Here is a 14928-nt window from a genome sequence, read left to right as displayed (position 1 = left end):
AGGAAATCTTTGAAGATTATTTAAATCGAAATGCTCAAAAATAGAGAAGGGAATATCTCTGTAGAGAGTGGAGTAAGAACGTGGCAATTATTTATCCAACATGATTTATTTGATGATCTGTGGTTATTTATACATCCGGTAATCGTTTCACAGGGGGAACGGTTGTTTGCGCTTGCAAATAAACGATTCACTATGAACCTTACCAGCAGTAAAACCTATAGCAACGGTGTACTTGGACTGTACTACAGTAAATAGGGCATTGCTATGAGAAGAGGTCTTCTATTCGAGGAAACCAGTGCGGCCAGCGTCTCTAAGATGTACGCTGGCCGCCTTTATATCAATGGGGATAAGCCGTATCGAATTCGATGCCGCACGGACCGCCATTCGGATTGACGTCAAGGTTGATCTCCGTGCCGTCTTCCCGGAACAAAGGCCGATAAAATGCACCGATTTTGGTAGCCGACGCGTTGGCGTAATGGCAGATGAAAGCGCGGCGGAACCGGTTGGATTTGTTGCGGTAGGAGCCGTGGATCAGGTTGCCGTTAAAGAACAGGACGTCCCCTTTGTCCATGATCGCGGGGAGGACCTTTCTATCCTTGGGCGGCTTCACGAAATGAGTGGTAAACGACTCGTTCGAATCGGCTTCCTCCGGGCATACCAGGTCATAATCACTTGTTTTCGGAACGACGAGCAAACCGCCGTTCTCTTCATCGGCCGCGTCGATTGCGGTCCATGCGGCAATGCAATTGCCTGGCTCCACCTGCAGGTAGAAGTTGTCCTGATGCAGCGCTTGGCCGCGGGAGCCTGGAGGTTTGTAATAGAACATGCTTTGGGCGGCGAGCGCCGGTTCCCCGTACAAATCGGCCAATACCTGCATGACCGGTTTATGCAGCATGTATTTCTTCGCGGTTGCATGAAAGCGGTGCGGATGCATAACGCGGGGATAACGTTTGAGCGGTTCAACGGTTTCATCGTCCAGCACAGGCTCAAAGTGGCCGGGTACGGTCTTGTGGCTGATCTCCTCAAACGTTGCTTCGATCTCCGACAGCTCCTCCTCGCGGAAGAGACCTTTTACAATCAAATATCCCTCCGTTTCGAATTGGTGCAGCTGTTCTTCCGTCAATACGTGTAACCTCTCTCTCATAGCAATTCCCTCCCGTAAATTAATGGTTTTCCTGTTGACAATAGAATAAGGTCTGCTTAACTTGAGAGGAAGTATGATTTCTGCTTAATATTACCGGAATCCTGCTATTCGGGGTACAGAGGAGGAGAGGTCGCTTGAGAACGCCGGCTGATAGGCATGCCATATCCTTAGAAAGCACCGGAACCATATTCGGCGATCATTTCGAGCAAGACGATTCTTATCGCCTGCGCCGTCCTAACGGAATGAAGGACTGGCTGATTGTTTACACGCTGCAGGGTGAGGGCTATTTCCGCACGCCTGCCGGGGAGAAACGCTGCGGTTCCGGGCAGCTCGGCCTGCTGCGCGCCAACATCGCCCACGAATACGGGACCGTGCAGGGGACGCATTGGAACTTTCTGTGGATCCATTATCCCGGGCTTCCGGAAAACGGGATGCTGCCGAACGAGGAGTTTCTGGTCGAAACCTTGCCCGATGAACGTGTCCGAGGCCGTGTCGAGCTGGCCTTTCGTAATGTGCTGCAAGATTCGCTGGACCGGTTAGAACTGTGGGAAGCTCTGTGCGAGAACGCCCTGCGAGAGATTTTGCTTCTGCTTGCACAGCGGACGAACAAGAGGCTAGATCCCAGAGTCGAGCAAACGCTTGGGTTGTTATCCCGTTCGTTAAAAGAAAACGTCAAAATTGATGCCTTATCCCGAGAGATCGGAATTTCGGGATCCAGGCTGGCGCACTTGTTCAAACAGCAAACGGGATCCACGATTTTGGAGCATCTGAACCAGATGAGGGTTCGACATGCCGCTTTATTGATGAGCCATTCGGGCCGTACGGCGAATGAAGCCGCTCATGACGTAGGGTTTAACAGTTACAATCATTTTGCCGATCAGTTTCGCAAGCAGTTCGGGGTTTCGCCGAGGCAGTACCGCCAGGCATGCAGGCAGCCATGAATGTGCCGGGTTTACATTCGATGCCTGAATAAAGACGGTGCAGATATATCAGAGTAACATACGAAATGACAGGAGGACTGCTGAAGGGCAGTCTTTTATTTTTCTATTCCCGCATTTGAGATATCATCGGTTCCTCAGCCATTTCGCCATGATCCCAATTGTAGAATTTCATAAAGAGCTTGATAAAATTGAGCAAGATACCATCCGTATGACGTTACCTTGCTGCCTATGCGGGGCCGCCTATGATGCGGCTTTTTAGTCGTTTAATCTTAACTTTGTGACAGAATCGAGCTTGGTTAACTGCTAGAAATAACAACTTTTCTGCTGTGATGCTTCTGCTTCTTTTGAAATATCCACATTGTCGAATAAAGGGACAAGAGGAATATAGCATGATCGTTATGGATTGACACCATCCCGGTATTTGCCTAATATACGGCCAGACGGTTCCGCTAGTCTTCCATATTCCACCAGAGCGGGTTGCGTCTAATCATGACCAAAGGAGGTTCAGATTACTAAAAAACAGAGGCTGAATGCCTGCCGGATTCGTTCATAGCTATTGGAGCGGTCTTTCGGGATAGTCAACACCGAAATCTAAGGAGGTCATTTATGAGATTTGCAAAAAGCGGCAAGTACCAGGTCTTTATGCTGGCATTGTGTCTGTTATTGGTTTGTTCGGGCGGCGGTCTCGCCGCTGCTTCCGGGGAGAGCAGGCTTGCTCAGAAAACATACGGAACACCGGAGGAAATTCTCGTTCCAAACAACTATACGGTTGCTGTATTCAACGGTACGGCAGGGAAGGAAGAAGGCCGCAACGTTCTTTATGCGACCAGTAAAGGAAAGCCGGGGCATCTTAACGTGATCGATCTGGAGGATTATAAACTGCTTCGCAGCATTCCGATCGGCCCCTCCGAAAGTTCCTGGGCACATACCACGGCACCGGACGGGACCTTGTTCCTTGCGGCCGACGGCGGAGGAGCCAGGCTGTGGAGCTACTCTCCCGTTACTCACGTGCCAGAGCAGGTAGCCCAATTCGACGGTCAGTCGGTGCCGAACAGCATTACCACGGATGAACAAGGGCGCGTGTATGTCGGAACCTATCCCGGCGGCAAAGTGTACCAATACGACCCGGCTACGAAGCAAACCAAAGATTACGGCCGCGTCATCGGCGTGCTCGACCAGGAATATGTGCGCTCCATTGCTTACCAGGGCGGCAATATATATGCCGGCACCGCGCATAAGCAGATCGTGCGCGTGAATTTAGCGACCGGTGAGAAAACAAATATCGCGGCTTCCCTGCCGGTTAAGGAAGACACCGTGTATGACCTGAGCACGATTGATAACCGTTATTTGTTTGCCCGATATACGGACGGAAGCGGCATTCCTGGAGAGGCGTTTATCTACGATACACAGACGGAAAGCTGGCTGGATGTTGTGCTGGAGAACGTAACGGGGCTGCACGCGACGGACTCGCTTGACGGAAAACTGTATTACATGTCCGACAAGAAATTGAAAACGTTTAATCTTGCCACGCATGAGGTCGAATTGACCGGCATGGAGTACAACAGCGGATTTCGGGGAGTAGATTGGGTGGAATTTCCCAATAATCCGGAATACCCGGGCAAAAATCTGGTGACCGTCCGTTATGACGGCGGTGTTACGATCATGAACATCGAAACCAAGCAGGTGCACCTGATGCCGCCGGTCATCCCGGGTCTGCCAGGCGTTGTCAACCGGTTGAAAAGCGTATCGGACACTAAATTGATCACCACCGGCTCGCAGGCCCGTTCCTCGCTCGTCGATCTGACCAATAACACCGCGACGCCGTTCAGCATCGGCCAAGCGGATAGCGTTCATGCCGTAGGCAATAAAGTCTATATGGGCGTGTACCCGGAAGGCGGACTGTACGAGTTCGATTTATCGACGGAGCCTGGATTGAACAATCCGAAGAGACTGGCCGTTCTGGGCAACGATCAGGAGAGGCTGGTTGATATCTCCAGTTCCAAAGGCAAGCTCTACATTTCGACGATTTCCGGTTACGGCACTTTGGGCGGCTCGTTGACCGTTTATGATACCGCCACCGGAGAAATCAACGTTCATCGCAACGTCGTCCAGAATCAGAGCGTGCTCAGCACGACGGTTCATGACGGCAAGGTGTTCGGTTCCACCACGATTCGGGGCGGACTGGGCTCCGAGCCGACGGAAGCGGAAGCGAAGATTTTTGTTTGGGATGAAGAGACGCAGCAAAAAATCACCGAGTTTCCGCTCCGGGTTCCGGGGCTGGATAAACCGATATTCATCGGAGATCTTTCGGCCGGTCCGGACGGCTTGATCTGGGGAGCATCCTATGAGTATATTTTTGCGATCGACCCCGATACGTATGAAGTCGTGAAGAGCAAAAAAGTGTATCCAAGCTTGAATTTCAGCCAATGGGCGCATCACCCGCTCCGCTGGTCGGAGGATGGTCTGCTTTACGTGCTGTTCAACAACAAATTGACGGTCATTGACCCTGAAACGCTGGAGCATCGGACATTGGCCGACACCTCCAGATTCGATTTACATGTGGATGGGAATCTCTATTTCACAGACATGCAGACCAATACGATTCTGTATCGGATGGAGGTTGACGGAGAAGTCGTGGAAGAACCGCCGCATACGGCTGTTCCCGTCACCAATCCTGGTTTCGAAGAGGAAATGAAGGGATGGAGTCAATTATTCGCTCCAGGCAACGGTTATCGCTATGATCTCAGCACGGAACGCAGTTTCACGGGAACGCACAGTCTGAAGATTACGGACACGCTGAGAACGGCATCCGTTGCCGTCCAAAGTGATGCGATTCCCGTCGTCCCGGGAGAGGAATATACGGCAGGCATGAATCTCTATATTGAATCGGGCCAGCCGGGCTTTATGTTCCGATTCTTTGACAGCAATAACGCCACGATTTCCACACTGGAAACCCATTTGGATGAATCGCGATTGGCCCAATGGCAGAAAGTGACGCTCAGAGGGAAGGCTCCGGCTAATGCAGCTTATGCGAAACTGATTGCGGTAACTTCCAGATACAATGTGGCAACGGCCTATTATGACGATTTCTTTGTAACCGTAAAAGACAGCGTTCCGCCCGTCACGACGGTTAGCTTATCGCCTTCTCCCAACGAGAACGGCTGGGTGAATGCCGATGTGTCCTTGTTCATTTCTTCCGACCGCGCCTACTCTATTGCATATGCTGCGGAAGGTGCGCAGCCGATAGAGAAGACCACGGTAAAAGGGAGTACGGCTCAGCTTCAAATCACTGAGGAAGGCGTCACGACGGTTACCTATTCCGCCACCAACTTCTCAGGCGTATCTGAGGCACCCGGAACGCTGAACGTGCAGATCGACAAGACGGCTCCCGTCGTTGAATTCACCGGTGAGCGTACGTACACGGTAACCGACTCCGTATACGTTTCGTGCAGTGCCGACGACAGTCTGTCAGGGTTAGCTGACAATCCTTGTTCTCTTCCGCTGCTCGAACGTCCTGCCTATTCCTTCGAACCGGGCTCCCATGAAATATCCGTAACGGCAGTCGATCTGGCCGGAAATAAAACGGAATCCGTCTTTCGTTTTGAGGTTGCCGTGACCTATGACAGCTTGATCGGGCTGGTAGAGCGTTTCGCAGGAAGCGATCAGGGAATCGCACAATCGCTGTCTACGAAGCTGCAAGGCGCCAAAGAGGCGGAGGATCGAGGCAACGACTCCGCTAAGCAAGACAAGCTGAACGCTTTTACCAACCAAGTCAGGGCGCAATCCGGCAATAAATTGACGGATGAACAGGCGGATGTGCTTGCAAAGCTGGCAGCATATCTATAAGCAGACTTAGAGCAAGGTAATGAATATCGACCATGCGTTTCTAAACGCTCGTTTATTTAATAGAAACAGCCGCGTAAACCACGCGGCTGTTTCTTTTTTTCGGAACTGATACCGGCCCTCCCTTGCGAGGATCGTTCGACAATCTACGGTACACAAGAAGATGTTAATAAGGCTGCAACCGTCGAAATTTGTCATAACAATTCCGCGTATATACAACTAAAGTAGCAATTATTCGATGTCATATTGACTGGAAAATAAAACCTCACTAAAATGTGTTATAACAAATTATGAATTACATAACAAATGTTAGTACAAGTAAATAGAAGGGAGGTGTCATATTACTGTACCAAGCAGATATTGCTGATGATCTCGCACAGCTCAGACTTCTGCTACACGCTATTCGATTAGATAAAGGAGGTCATGATTAAGCATGGACGCCCGATTAAACCCGGCATCCCCACAACCCGCTCCCAAAACCACCCGGTGGACGTATGTTAAGAGGCAGCTAAAGCGAAATATCGGGCTGTATATCATCATTTCCCCGGCAGTGCTTTACTTTTTGATCTGGCATTATTGGCCGATGTACGGCGTACAAATCGCTTTCAAGGATTTTATGCCCGGGCTTGGCATCTGGAACAGTCCTTGGGTCGGGTTCGAACATTTCGAGCGGCTGTTTGACGCCTATTATTTTTGGACGATTCTGAAAAATACGATCGGGATCAGCTTATACGGACTGCTGGTCGGCATTCCCGCACCGATCCTGCTGGCGCTATTGTTCAACGAGATTCGGAATCGCAAATTCCGCTCATTCGCTCAAAGCATTTCTTATGCTCCTCACTTTATTTCGGTCGTCGTTGCAGTCGGTATCCTGTTTTTTTTCATCTCGCCTACGAATGGCGTCTTTAACTCCATCCTGGTCTCCTTGGGGAAGGAACCGGTCGATTATTTGGCAGAGCCGTCTAAATTCTGGCATCTCTATGTCTGGTCGGGCGTATGGCAGGGAGTTGGCTGGTCTTCGCTCATCTACAGCGCAGCCATCTCGGGCATCTCGCCGGACCTGTACGAGGCGGCATATATGGACGGGGCCAGCAAATTTCGCCGAATTTGGCATATTACGATTCCCGGCATCGTCCCGACGATCGTCATCCTGTCTATCTTGAGTGCCGGCGGCATCATGAGTGTCGGCTTCGAGAAAATCCTATTGATGCAAAACGCGATGAACCTGGAAACCTCCGAGGTAATCTCCACTTACATGTACAAGAGCGGACTGCTTAACACTCAGTACAGCTTTTCGGCGGCAGTCGGCCTGTTCAACAATGTGATCAATTTTATCATCCTGATCATCGTTAATGAGGTTGCGCGCAAGGCGGGGGAGACCAGTCTATGGTAAAGGCCGTCGATGCAGGAACAGGGAGGGAACCTAAGAAGTGCTGCTGAACATTAAGCGAACGCCAGGAGAAAAACTGGCCGATATCATAATATTAGTGCTGGCGATTCTCGTGACCATCGTCATTTTGTACCCGCTCATTTTTGTTTTGTTTGCGTCATTCTCCGATCCGCGCCAAATATGGGACAAGCCGCTGCTGCTCTTTCCGGCAGGCTTCAACCTGGACAGCTATGCCAAAGTATTCGAGAACAGCGAAATATGGAGCGGGTATGCCAATACGCTGCTTTATGCTCTCGTGGGTACCGCGATCAATATCATGATGACGGTATTCGGTGCGTACCCGTTATCCAGAAAGCGCTTTTATGGCAAGGGACTATTCACGCTGCTGTTTGCTTTTACGATGTTCTTCAGCGGCGGGCTGATTCCGCTGTACTTGGTGAACAAGGAGCTTGGATTACTGAATACGATGTGGGCATTGGTGCTGCCCGGTGCGATCAGCGCCTACAACATGATTATTATGAGAACTTATTTTCAGACCCGGATTCCGGTAGAGCTGGAAGAGAGCGCCTACGTCGACGGCTGCAACGATTACCATATGCTGTTCCGGATCGTGCTGCCTTTGTCCATGCCGATCATTGCCGTGATGATTCTGTTCTATGGAGTGGGCCACTGGAACTCGTATTTTGACGCCATGATTTATTTGACGGACCGGGAGAAATTCCCGCTGCAGCTGATATTAAGAGAAATCCTGGTACAGAACGACTTTAAGGAAATGGCCGGAATTTCGGTCGGCGCCGAATACGCGGATCAAATGATGGTTAAGGAAGGCCTGAAATATGCGATCGTCGTATTATCCGCCCTGCCGCTTTTGCTATTGTATCCGCTGCTGTCGCGATTCTTTGAGAAAGGCATCATGGTGGGAGCTATCAAAGGGTAAGCCGATATAGGAGCGGTCAATTACCGCTCGGAACTCATAATCATGAAAAGAGGGGATATGGATTTATGAGAAAAGGAATGAATCTTCTGCTTGCTTTCATGTTGACATGCTCGTTGACGCTTTCCGCCTGCGGCGGATCAGGGGGTAAGGCGGAGCCGGAACCAGCCGGAACGGACGGAGACCCCGGGAACATCAAGCTAAGGATCGTCAAACGCGGATATACCGATGTGCATCCACCAGCCGATCAATTATGGATGTGGCAAAAATACGAGGAGATGTCCGGAATCGAGGTTGAGTTTGAGGAGCTGGCCGGTTCCGCCGTAACCGAGAGGAAAAATGTCATGCTCGGCTCCAACGACCTGCCGGATGCGTTCTACCGTATTGCCTTCGGCACCGACGAGCTGATGAAATACGGCAAGCAGGGCTTGTTTGTTCCGCTCGAGGACTTGATTGAACAGCATGCGCCGAATTTAAATAAGCTGCTCAAGGACAACCCGGATATCAGAGGAGCGATTACGATGTCGGACGGACATATATACGCTCTTCCATACGTTGATTTTTCAAAAGCGTTCAATTCCGTTCGCCTGTATATTAATCAGGATTGGCTGGATGAAGCGGGGCTTGAAGTGCCCAAAACGACCGAGGAGTTCCGCCAAGCGCTCATGAAGGTTCGGGAGAAGGACAGTTCCCGCCTCGGCTGGGTGCTTGAATCGCAGTACTGGACCTTCCTGGAGAGCTTTCTGGCCGGCAGCTTCGGCATGGGCGAAGGCGGCGCCAAGGCTTTCGGGCAGTATCTCTATAAGGACGCTGACGGACAAGTCAAGACGACGTTCAACGATCCGAAATACAGGGAGCTCTTGCGTTATATGAGCGATCTGTACAAGGACGGCTCGTTGGCTCAGCAGAATTTCACGACCGGCTACGATTATGCCAAATGGTCTACGGACGGCTCCAACAATTTGATCGGCTCGTTTGTATGGGAAGGGCCGGGATATATCGGAAAGGAAGCGGCCGAAAATTATGTGGGCATCCATGCCCTGGAAGGTCCGAACGGCGATAGAGTCGCGGGGGTGCTGGGACCGCCGGCCAAAGGGATCTTCGGTTTCGTGATTACCAACAAAAACAAGTATCCGGTCGAAACCATCAAGTGGATCGATTATTTCTACGGTGAAGAAGGGATTAACTTCGCTACCTTTGGATTGGAAGGAGAAACTTACGAACTGGTGGACGGCAAACCGAAATACAAGGACGACATATTGAACTACAAGGGTGGCGTGCAGCTGGGTGCCTTCCAATATGTTGATAATGTGTATGGCGCTTATTATCCTTATGTTGAGCCTGACGACGATTTGCGGATGGCGGCTCGCGGGACGACGGTCGCTTACGAGATCAAAGCGGATCCTGCCGAGCTGGATGAGCTGGCGCCCAAAGAGCTTTGGCCGGATTTTGTTCCCACGGATGACGAAGCCAACCAAACCAGCGCGATTCTGACCGACATCAATAAATATATGGAGGAGATGCGGGTCAAATTTGTTACGGGTAAAGCGAGTCTGGACACGGATTGGGATAACTACGTTAAGACCTTGGACAAAATGGGGGCCCAGCGTTACCTGGAAATCAAGAGGGCGCAGTATGAACGCTATACGAATGTGAAGTAACCATGACGGGATGCAGGCTGATCGATCGGGGCGGTTTACATGCCAATGATGCAAACGCTATAATTTTAGTTGGACTAGATCAAACCGGAAAATAGATAAAGATGGGATGAGAACCAAGTTGACCAAAGACAATAAACCGCTGTACCGCGTGATGATGGACGAGCTAATATCGAAAATTTCATCCGGCCTGTACCCTTCCGAGGCCCAGCTTCCTACCGAGGCCGAGCTGAGTACGGCCTTTGGCGTGAGCCGCATTACCACAAGAAGAGCGCTCGAGGAGCTGGAGCGGGACGGGTTCATCTACCGCGTCAAAGGAAGCGGAAGCTTTGTCAAACCCCGGCAGCGGGGTCAGGAGCAGCGATCGGTTGGAACGGAAAAAATGATATCGCTGATCCTGCCTTCCGAAGACGACCGCGGCACGATGGGGTATATTCGCGGCGCTTCGGACTGGCTGAACGCGAACGGCTACTATTTAAGCATTCATCAGAGCGATTATGACTCCCAGAAGGAGCGCGATCTGCTGGAGATGCTGACCCGAAAGGGCATTGCGGCCATTATATTGTACCCTCGGAACGATCATACGAACTACGATATCCTGCATCGGCTGTGCCTTGAAGATTATCCGATCGTGACCATCGATAAATACTTTGACAGCCTCCCGCTCGGGGCGGTCGTTTCGGATAATTGGAGCGGCTCTTATCAAGCCGTATCCCGATTGATTGAGCTCGGACACCGAAAGATTGCGTTTTTGACCGCGGTCAGCATTGAATCCACTTCGTCGGTGCGCGACCGGTATTTCGGATACTGCCAAGCGCTGAAGGACCACGGGCTTCCCCTCGACAGCCGTTATATCAGGCTGAACATGAAGGGTTACCGGGAGAAGGTCGGCGTGGAGCAATTTTATAACGAGCTGCTGGACTCGTACAAGACGGAGGGGGTGACGGCCGTTCAGACGGAAAATGATCTGATCGCCGCCAACCTGCTGAACCTCTGTTTGGAGAGGGGGATCCGCATTCCGGACGATATCTCGATCATTGGCTTTGATAATAATCCGGTCACGGAGCATGTGATGATCCCTCTCACTACCGTCGAGCAGAACTTTTACGAGATCGGCCGCCAAGCGGCCGAGCATGTCGTAAACTGGCTTGAGAGAGGGAAACCGACACCGGGCAGGGCGCTGATTCCCGTCAAGCTGGTGGAGCGGGACACGACCGCTCCTGCTCCGAAAGCGAGATCGGGCAAGTAGATACGACATAAAGGCCGATTGTCTGCAGATGCATTTTCTGCGGGCAATCGGCTTTTTTGTTCGGTATGTAAAAGTTGAATATACATATTCTTTGCTTACTCAAGCAAAGTGCAAGCGTGGTACATTATTTGGAGGGAAGAAATTCGATTGGCGATGTCCATCAAAGAGAATGATTCGAAAGAATATAACGCTCAGCCCCTCCGAACAGGTAAACCATGACACTGACACCATGCTAAGCTAGTCGCGAAAGGAGGTGAATTTCATGAGTACGATTCATATGCTGGCCGGGATACCCGGCAGCGGAAAAAGCTATTATGCCAAACAATTGTGCAAAAGCGAGCGGGCCGTGCTGGTTGCGACGGACGCGATACGCGAAAAATTGTTTGGCAGCGAATCCAAACAGAAAAATACGTATATGGTATTTGACGAGGCTTTCGTCGAAATCGAACAGGCGCTGAAGTCGGATCGAAACGTCGTATTCGACGCAACGAATGTCAGCCGGGAACGAAGACAGAAATTTCTGAAACGGTTTGGCGATCGACGGGTGGAGTGCCATATCTGCACGACTCCTTATGAAGTGGCCCTGGATAGGGTCAAGAGACGAAAACGCCGGCTTGATGAGAAGATCATGACCAAGTATGCCAAGAATCTTGAATTCCCGGTCATAGGGGAAGGGTTTGTCGATCTGCATCTCGTTCATGAGGCGGGTGAAACTCAGCTGGCAAGAGAGGATTTGGAACAGCTGCTAACGCGCAGGCCGGATCACGATGAGTTGTTCGGTTACTTATCGCAATCCCCCTATTTTCAAACGATGCTGGGATTTGATCAAGAGAATCCGTTCCATTCGAGAACGTTGTCGGAGCATACGTTTGCCGTGCTGGAATACATCCAAAATTGCTATGAAGGCGAAGGCGATCATCTGCTGGCTATGCAATTAGCGGCTCTGTTCCATGACGCGGGCAAGCCGTTTTGCAAAGTATGGAAGCAGGCTCGAGGATACTATTCCTATTATGGGCATGAGCATGTATCGGCCATCATGGCATGTCATGCCTTGAAAGACCTTGGGTATGAGGATGAATTTGTGCTTCATGTCGTCCAACTTGTCAGTTTCCATATGGAAATATTGCACGGAGGCGATGCCGGCGCATCCAAGATTTATCATTTGTTAGGCGAGGATTTGCTGGCTCAGCTGTATTTCTTCGCAGAGGCCGATACGTTCGGCAAGTAAGAGAGGTGAACAACGATGAAAATGAAATATCCCAGAACGATGCATCTGCCCTGGTCCAGAGGTTACACCGACGACGATAAGATTTTGCGGAATACCGACCATTTTAAGGGGCAGGAGGTCGTCATTACCGAGAAAATGGATGGGGAGAACACCACCATGTACCCCGATTTCATCCACGCCAGATCCCTGGACAGCAAGGATCATCCTTCCCGTCATTATGTCAAGACGCTGCATGGGGGCATCAAGTATTTGATTCCGGAGGGATATCGTCTCTGCGGGGAAAACGTCTATGCCAAACATTCGCTTTCGTATTCGGCGTTGCCGTCCTACTTCATACTGTTCTCGGTATGGAATCAGTTGAATGTGTGCCTGTCATGGGATGATACGGAGGAATGGGCGGATCGTCTGGGGCTGGTTACGGTTCCTGTCTTGTACCGGGGCATCTGGGACGAGGATGCTGCCAAGGCTTGTTATACGAAGCGATCTTGCTGCGGCGGTGAACAGGAAGGTTATGTGGTCAGGCTGGCTTCCGCATTTGCATATGACGATTTTAAGCATAGCGCTGCCAAGTACGTCCGCAAGAATCATGTTCAAACCGACGAGCATTGGCTGAGCAAACCGATGGAAGCGAATCATTTGGCTGCAGGAGATTAGAACGGTAAGTAAGTTTTTTATTATTTTTAGAATATGAGGTGTTGATCATGTAGTTTCTAAATGCTTTATAATAAAATGATGTGGATACATAGCACTGATATGAGCTGCCGCTAAAATCGGGGCTTTTTTTATTGGGTTATTGCAAATCAGGTTACCACATTTTGTGAGTCCAGGTATAATGAACATATGCATTAAGGTGATTACAGAACCAACCTTATTCGATGATAGGAGATCACATGAACAATAACAGGATGTTTAGCGTTTCAGCCCCGTCTGGCATTAAATTAATGGTTTCCATGCTGCTCTTAATCGTTATTCTTCTTGGAAATATCATGTTGGAACAGGGAGAAAGGGACTTCTTTTATTATGCCTGCATTGCGTGGTTATTTTTTTGTTCCATCGTATTCATCATCTCCTTCTACAGAACCTGCCTGATGAAACCAGGCGTGATGAAAATGCATCAAGAAGGAATCATGATAAACGGAAAAGAAATGAACGTAGATTCCGTGGAATGTTTACTGATCAACCAGGACAGAAAACCGGTGATCGGAATCAAGCCGAAAGGGCGTAGAATCGTGCCTTTGAAGCTATGTTTTCAGTTCGTGGAGGATCAGACTGAAGGGATCGAGCAGCTTGAACTATGGGCACAAGCAAGTCATGTGAAAATTACCAAAGGTTTTTTTATGAGATGGTTGTAGGGGAGTCTGAGTTCACAAGAAAGCAATCCAAAAGAAATGTCCCTTAGATGGGTCAGCTATCATATAATCAGGTGTTTCAACATGGATTTCAATATGGGGAGAGACAAACATGAATAATATGTTCCATCATTTCGATATGACCCAAATATTAAACCGAATCGACGCATTAAGCCCTCAATCACAACCGTTATGGGGAAAAATGGATGCTGCCCAAATGCTGTCTCACTGCTCCGCGTTCCAAGACATCGCCATGGGCATCACAAACCCGCCAAGAGGCTGGTTAGGTAGGTTGGTAGGGAATTTCGCGAAGCCCCTGTTTTATAATGAAAAACCGTTACCTCGCAACATGTCGACGATTCCGGATATTTTGATTGCGGATCCAAGAGAATTTGAAACGGAAAGAGAACAATTGAAAGAAAAATTGATGGCATTCCAAAAGAACGGTCCTGAGAAATGTACAACGCATCCTCATCCATTCTTCGGTAAACTGACCCCGGAGCAATGGGGGAGGGGATTATACAAGCATCTGGACCATCACTTGAAACAGTTTGGCGTTTAAGGCTCAATAAACCTATGCTATGTGGATACGGATGTAACCCCGTAGAGCCATGACTACGAAGGTTGGCTCTACGAGGTTGAAGGGTCTTGCTGCAGATTATGTATTCTTCTCTATAACCATTCCTTGTATTTCTCCATCGTAAACTCGCCTTCCAATTCCAGTCGGGTATCCGGCTTACTGCCATCATAATAATTGACGTCCATCGTCGTTCCAGTCCAATATACGTTAAATACGCCATTTCCCCTATACTCAATGCGTCCCCGGTTATCATTTACCTCTTGGTGTTCAAAATAATAGAGTCTTGCATCCAGGCTTCTGGAGTTCTCGTTATAGCCCCGGGCAAGCGTAAATTCCAGCGGTGCAAACTCATTCAGTTTTAGCGTATCCAGGTAAATCGTAAGTTCCGCGTCCGGATTGCTCAGCAGCTCATCCGAATCCGGGAAAGCCTGAAGCGGTTCGGTCTCCGTTTCCGTTTCAAACCACAGCATGATTTGCGGCTTTCCGTTGACTTCGGTTCGCGTAGCGAAAGCGTTGGATTCTGCTAGCGCGTGTTTTTCGGTTCCGTTATAACGGATTAATGTGATCGTCCCCGGCATGTGATTCTCCTTGTCTATAATGATTTCGATTATT

General features: G+C 49.8%; 13 protein-coding genes. 11 read left to right on the top strand and 2 right to left on the bottom strand.

Annotated elements, in window-relative coordinates; translation table 11 throughout:
- The first annotated feature begins 30 nt into the window (after nucleotides 1–30).
- On the top strand, nucleotides 31–255 hold the full coding sequence (locus tag RB298_RS17605; RefSeq protein ID WP_228468941.1) for a dihydrofolate reductase family protein: 225 nt from the start codon (nucleotides 31–33) through the stop codon (nucleotides 253–255).
- Between the two features lie 82 nt (nucleotides 256–337).
- On the opposite strand, the gene RB298_RS17600 is transcribed toward RB298_RS17605, so the two are convergent.
- The gene (locus tag RB298_RS17600; RefSeq protein WP_486047756.1) at nucleotides 338–1144 is read right to left on the bottom strand and encodes a phytanoyl-CoA dioxygenase family protein; all 807 of its coding nucleotides are present in this window, start codon (nucleotides 1142–1144) and stop codon (nucleotides 338–340) included.
- Nucleotides 1145–1278: 134 nt separating this feature from the next.
- On the opposite strand from RB298_RS17600, the gene RB298_RS17595 reads away from it, so the two are divergent.
- From RB298_RS17595 to RB298_RS17550, 10 genes are all read left to right on the top strand, one after another.
- Nucleotides 1279–2085 (top strand): helix-turn-helix domain-containing protein, encoded by an 807-nt coding sequence (locus RB298_RS17595; protein WP_486047754.1) that lies wholly within the window; start codon nucleotides 1279–1281, stop codon nucleotides 2083–2085.
- A 606-nt stretch (nucleotides 2086–2691) separates the two neighbouring features.
- Nucleotides 2692–5931, top strand: a complete 3240-nt coding sequence (locus RB298_RS17590; RefSeq protein WP_486047752.1) for an FIMAH domain-containing protein — start codon at nucleotides 2692–2694, stop codon at nucleotides 5929–5931.
- Nucleotides 5932–6361: 430 nt separating this feature from the next.
- Complete coding sequence (locus RB298_RS17585) at nucleotides 6362–7321, top strand: ABC transporter permease (RefSeq protein ID WP_486047751.1); 960 nt, start codon at nucleotides 6362–6364, stop codon at nucleotides 7319–7321.
- Between the two features lie 37 nt (nucleotides 7322–7358).
- The gene (locus RB298_RS17580) at nucleotides 7359–8255 is read left to right on the top strand and encodes a carbohydrate ABC transporter permease (protein ID WP_096775595.1); all 897 of its coding nucleotides are present in this window, start codon (nucleotides 7359–7361) and stop codon (nucleotides 8253–8255) included.
- 65 nt (nucleotides 8256–8320) lie between these two features.
- Nucleotides 8321–9913, top strand: coding sequence for an ABC transporter substrate-binding protein (locus tag RB298_RS17575; RefSeq protein WP_486047749.1), 1593 nt, complete (start codon nucleotides 8321–8323; stop codon nucleotides 9911–9913).
- 118 nt (nucleotides 9914–10031) lie between these two features.
- The gene (locus RB298_RS17570; protein ID WP_096775597.1) at nucleotides 10032–11159 is read left to right on the top strand and encodes a GntR family transcriptional regulator; all 1128 of its coding nucleotides are present in this window, start codon (nucleotides 10032–10034) and stop codon (nucleotides 11157–11159) included.
- A gap of 262 nt (nucleotides 11160–11421) precedes the next feature.
- Nucleotides 11422–12387, top strand: coding sequence for an AAA family ATPase (locus tag RB298_RS17565; RefSeq protein WP_486047747.1), 966 nt, complete (start codon nucleotides 11422–11424; stop codon nucleotides 12385–12387).
- A 15-nt stretch (nucleotides 12388–12402) separates the two neighbouring features.
- A complete protein-coding gene (locus RB298_RS17560; RefSeq protein ID WP_486047745.1) occupies nucleotides 12403–13041 on the top strand; it encodes an RNA ligase family protein in 639 nt (212 codons plus the stop codon).
- 236 nt (nucleotides 13042–13277) lie between these two features.
- A complete protein-coding gene (locus RB298_RS17555) occupies nucleotides 13278–13739 on the top strand; it encodes a hypothetical protein (protein ID WP_486047743.1) in 462 nt (153 codons plus the stop codon).
- A 109-nt stretch (nucleotides 13740–13848) separates the two neighbouring features.
- Nucleotides 13849–14298 carry a DUF1569 domain-containing protein gene (locus RB298_RS17550; RefSeq protein ID WP_192572115.1) on the top strand — a complete coding sequence of 150 codons (450 nt, stop codon included), beginning with the start codon at nucleotides 13849–13851 and terminating at the stop codon, nucleotides 14296–14298.
- Nucleotides 14299–14408: 110 nt separating this feature from the next.
- Here the strand turns inward: RB298_RS17550 and RB298_RS17545 are convergent, their stop codons facing one another.
- Nucleotides 14409–14894, bottom strand: a complete 486-nt coding sequence (locus tag RB298_RS17545; RefSeq protein ID WP_486047741.1) for a hypothetical protein — start codon at nucleotides 14892–14894, stop codon at nucleotides 14409–14411.
- Nucleotides 14895–14928: the final 34 nt, after the last annotated feature.

Origin of the sequence: Priestia sp. BR_2, from assembly GCF_041954005.1 — a bacterium.
GTDB classification, from domain to species: domain Bacteria; phylum Bacillota; class Bacilli; order Paenibacillales; family Paenibacillaceae; genus Paenibacillus_AQ; species Paenibacillus_AQ lautus_A.
This window is presented reverse-complemented; position numbering and strand designations above follow the sequence as displayed.

Excerpts from the sequence above, each read along its gene's own strand:
- RB298_RS17605 (WP_228468941.1), top strand. The coding sequence starts at position 31 with ATGCTCAAAAATAGAGAAGGGAATATCTCTGTAGAGAGTGGAGTAAGA.
- RB298_RS17600 (WP_486047756.1), bottom strand. The coding sequence starts at position 1,144 with ATGAGAGAGAGGTTACACGTATTGACGGAAGAACAGCTGCACCAATTC.
- RB298_RS17590 (WP_486047752.1), top strand. The coding sequence starts at position 2,692 with ATGAGATTTGCAAAAAGCGGCAAGTACCAGGTCTTTATGCTGGCATTG.
- RB298_RS17585 (WP_486047751.1), top strand. The coding sequence starts at position 6,362 with ATGGACGCCCGATTAAACCCGGCATCCCCACAACCCGCTCCCAAAACC.
- RB298_RS17575 (WP_486047749.1), top strand. The coding sequence starts at position 8,321 with ATGAGAAAAGGAATGAATCTTCTGCTTGCTTTCATGTTGACATGCTCG.
- RB298_RS17565 (WP_486047747.1), top strand. The coding sequence starts at position 11,422 with ATGAGTACGATTCATATGCTGGCCGGGATACCCGGCAGCGGAAAAAGC.
- RB298_RS17560 (WP_486047745.1), top strand. The coding sequence starts at position 12,403 with ATGAAAATGAAATATCCCAGAACGATGCATCTGCCCTGGTCCAGAGGT.
- RB298_RS17555 (WP_486047743.1), top strand. The coding sequence starts at position 13,278 with ATGAACAATAACAGGATGTTTAGCGTTTCAGCCCCGTCTGGCATTAAA.
- RB298_RS17550 (WP_192572115.1), top strand. The coding sequence starts at position 13,849 with ATGAATAATATGTTCCATCATTTCGATATGACCCAAATATTAAACCGA.
- RB298_RS17545 (WP_486047741.1), bottom strand. The coding sequence starts at position 14,894 with ATGCCGGGGACGATCACATTAATCCGTTATAACGGAACCGAAAAACAC.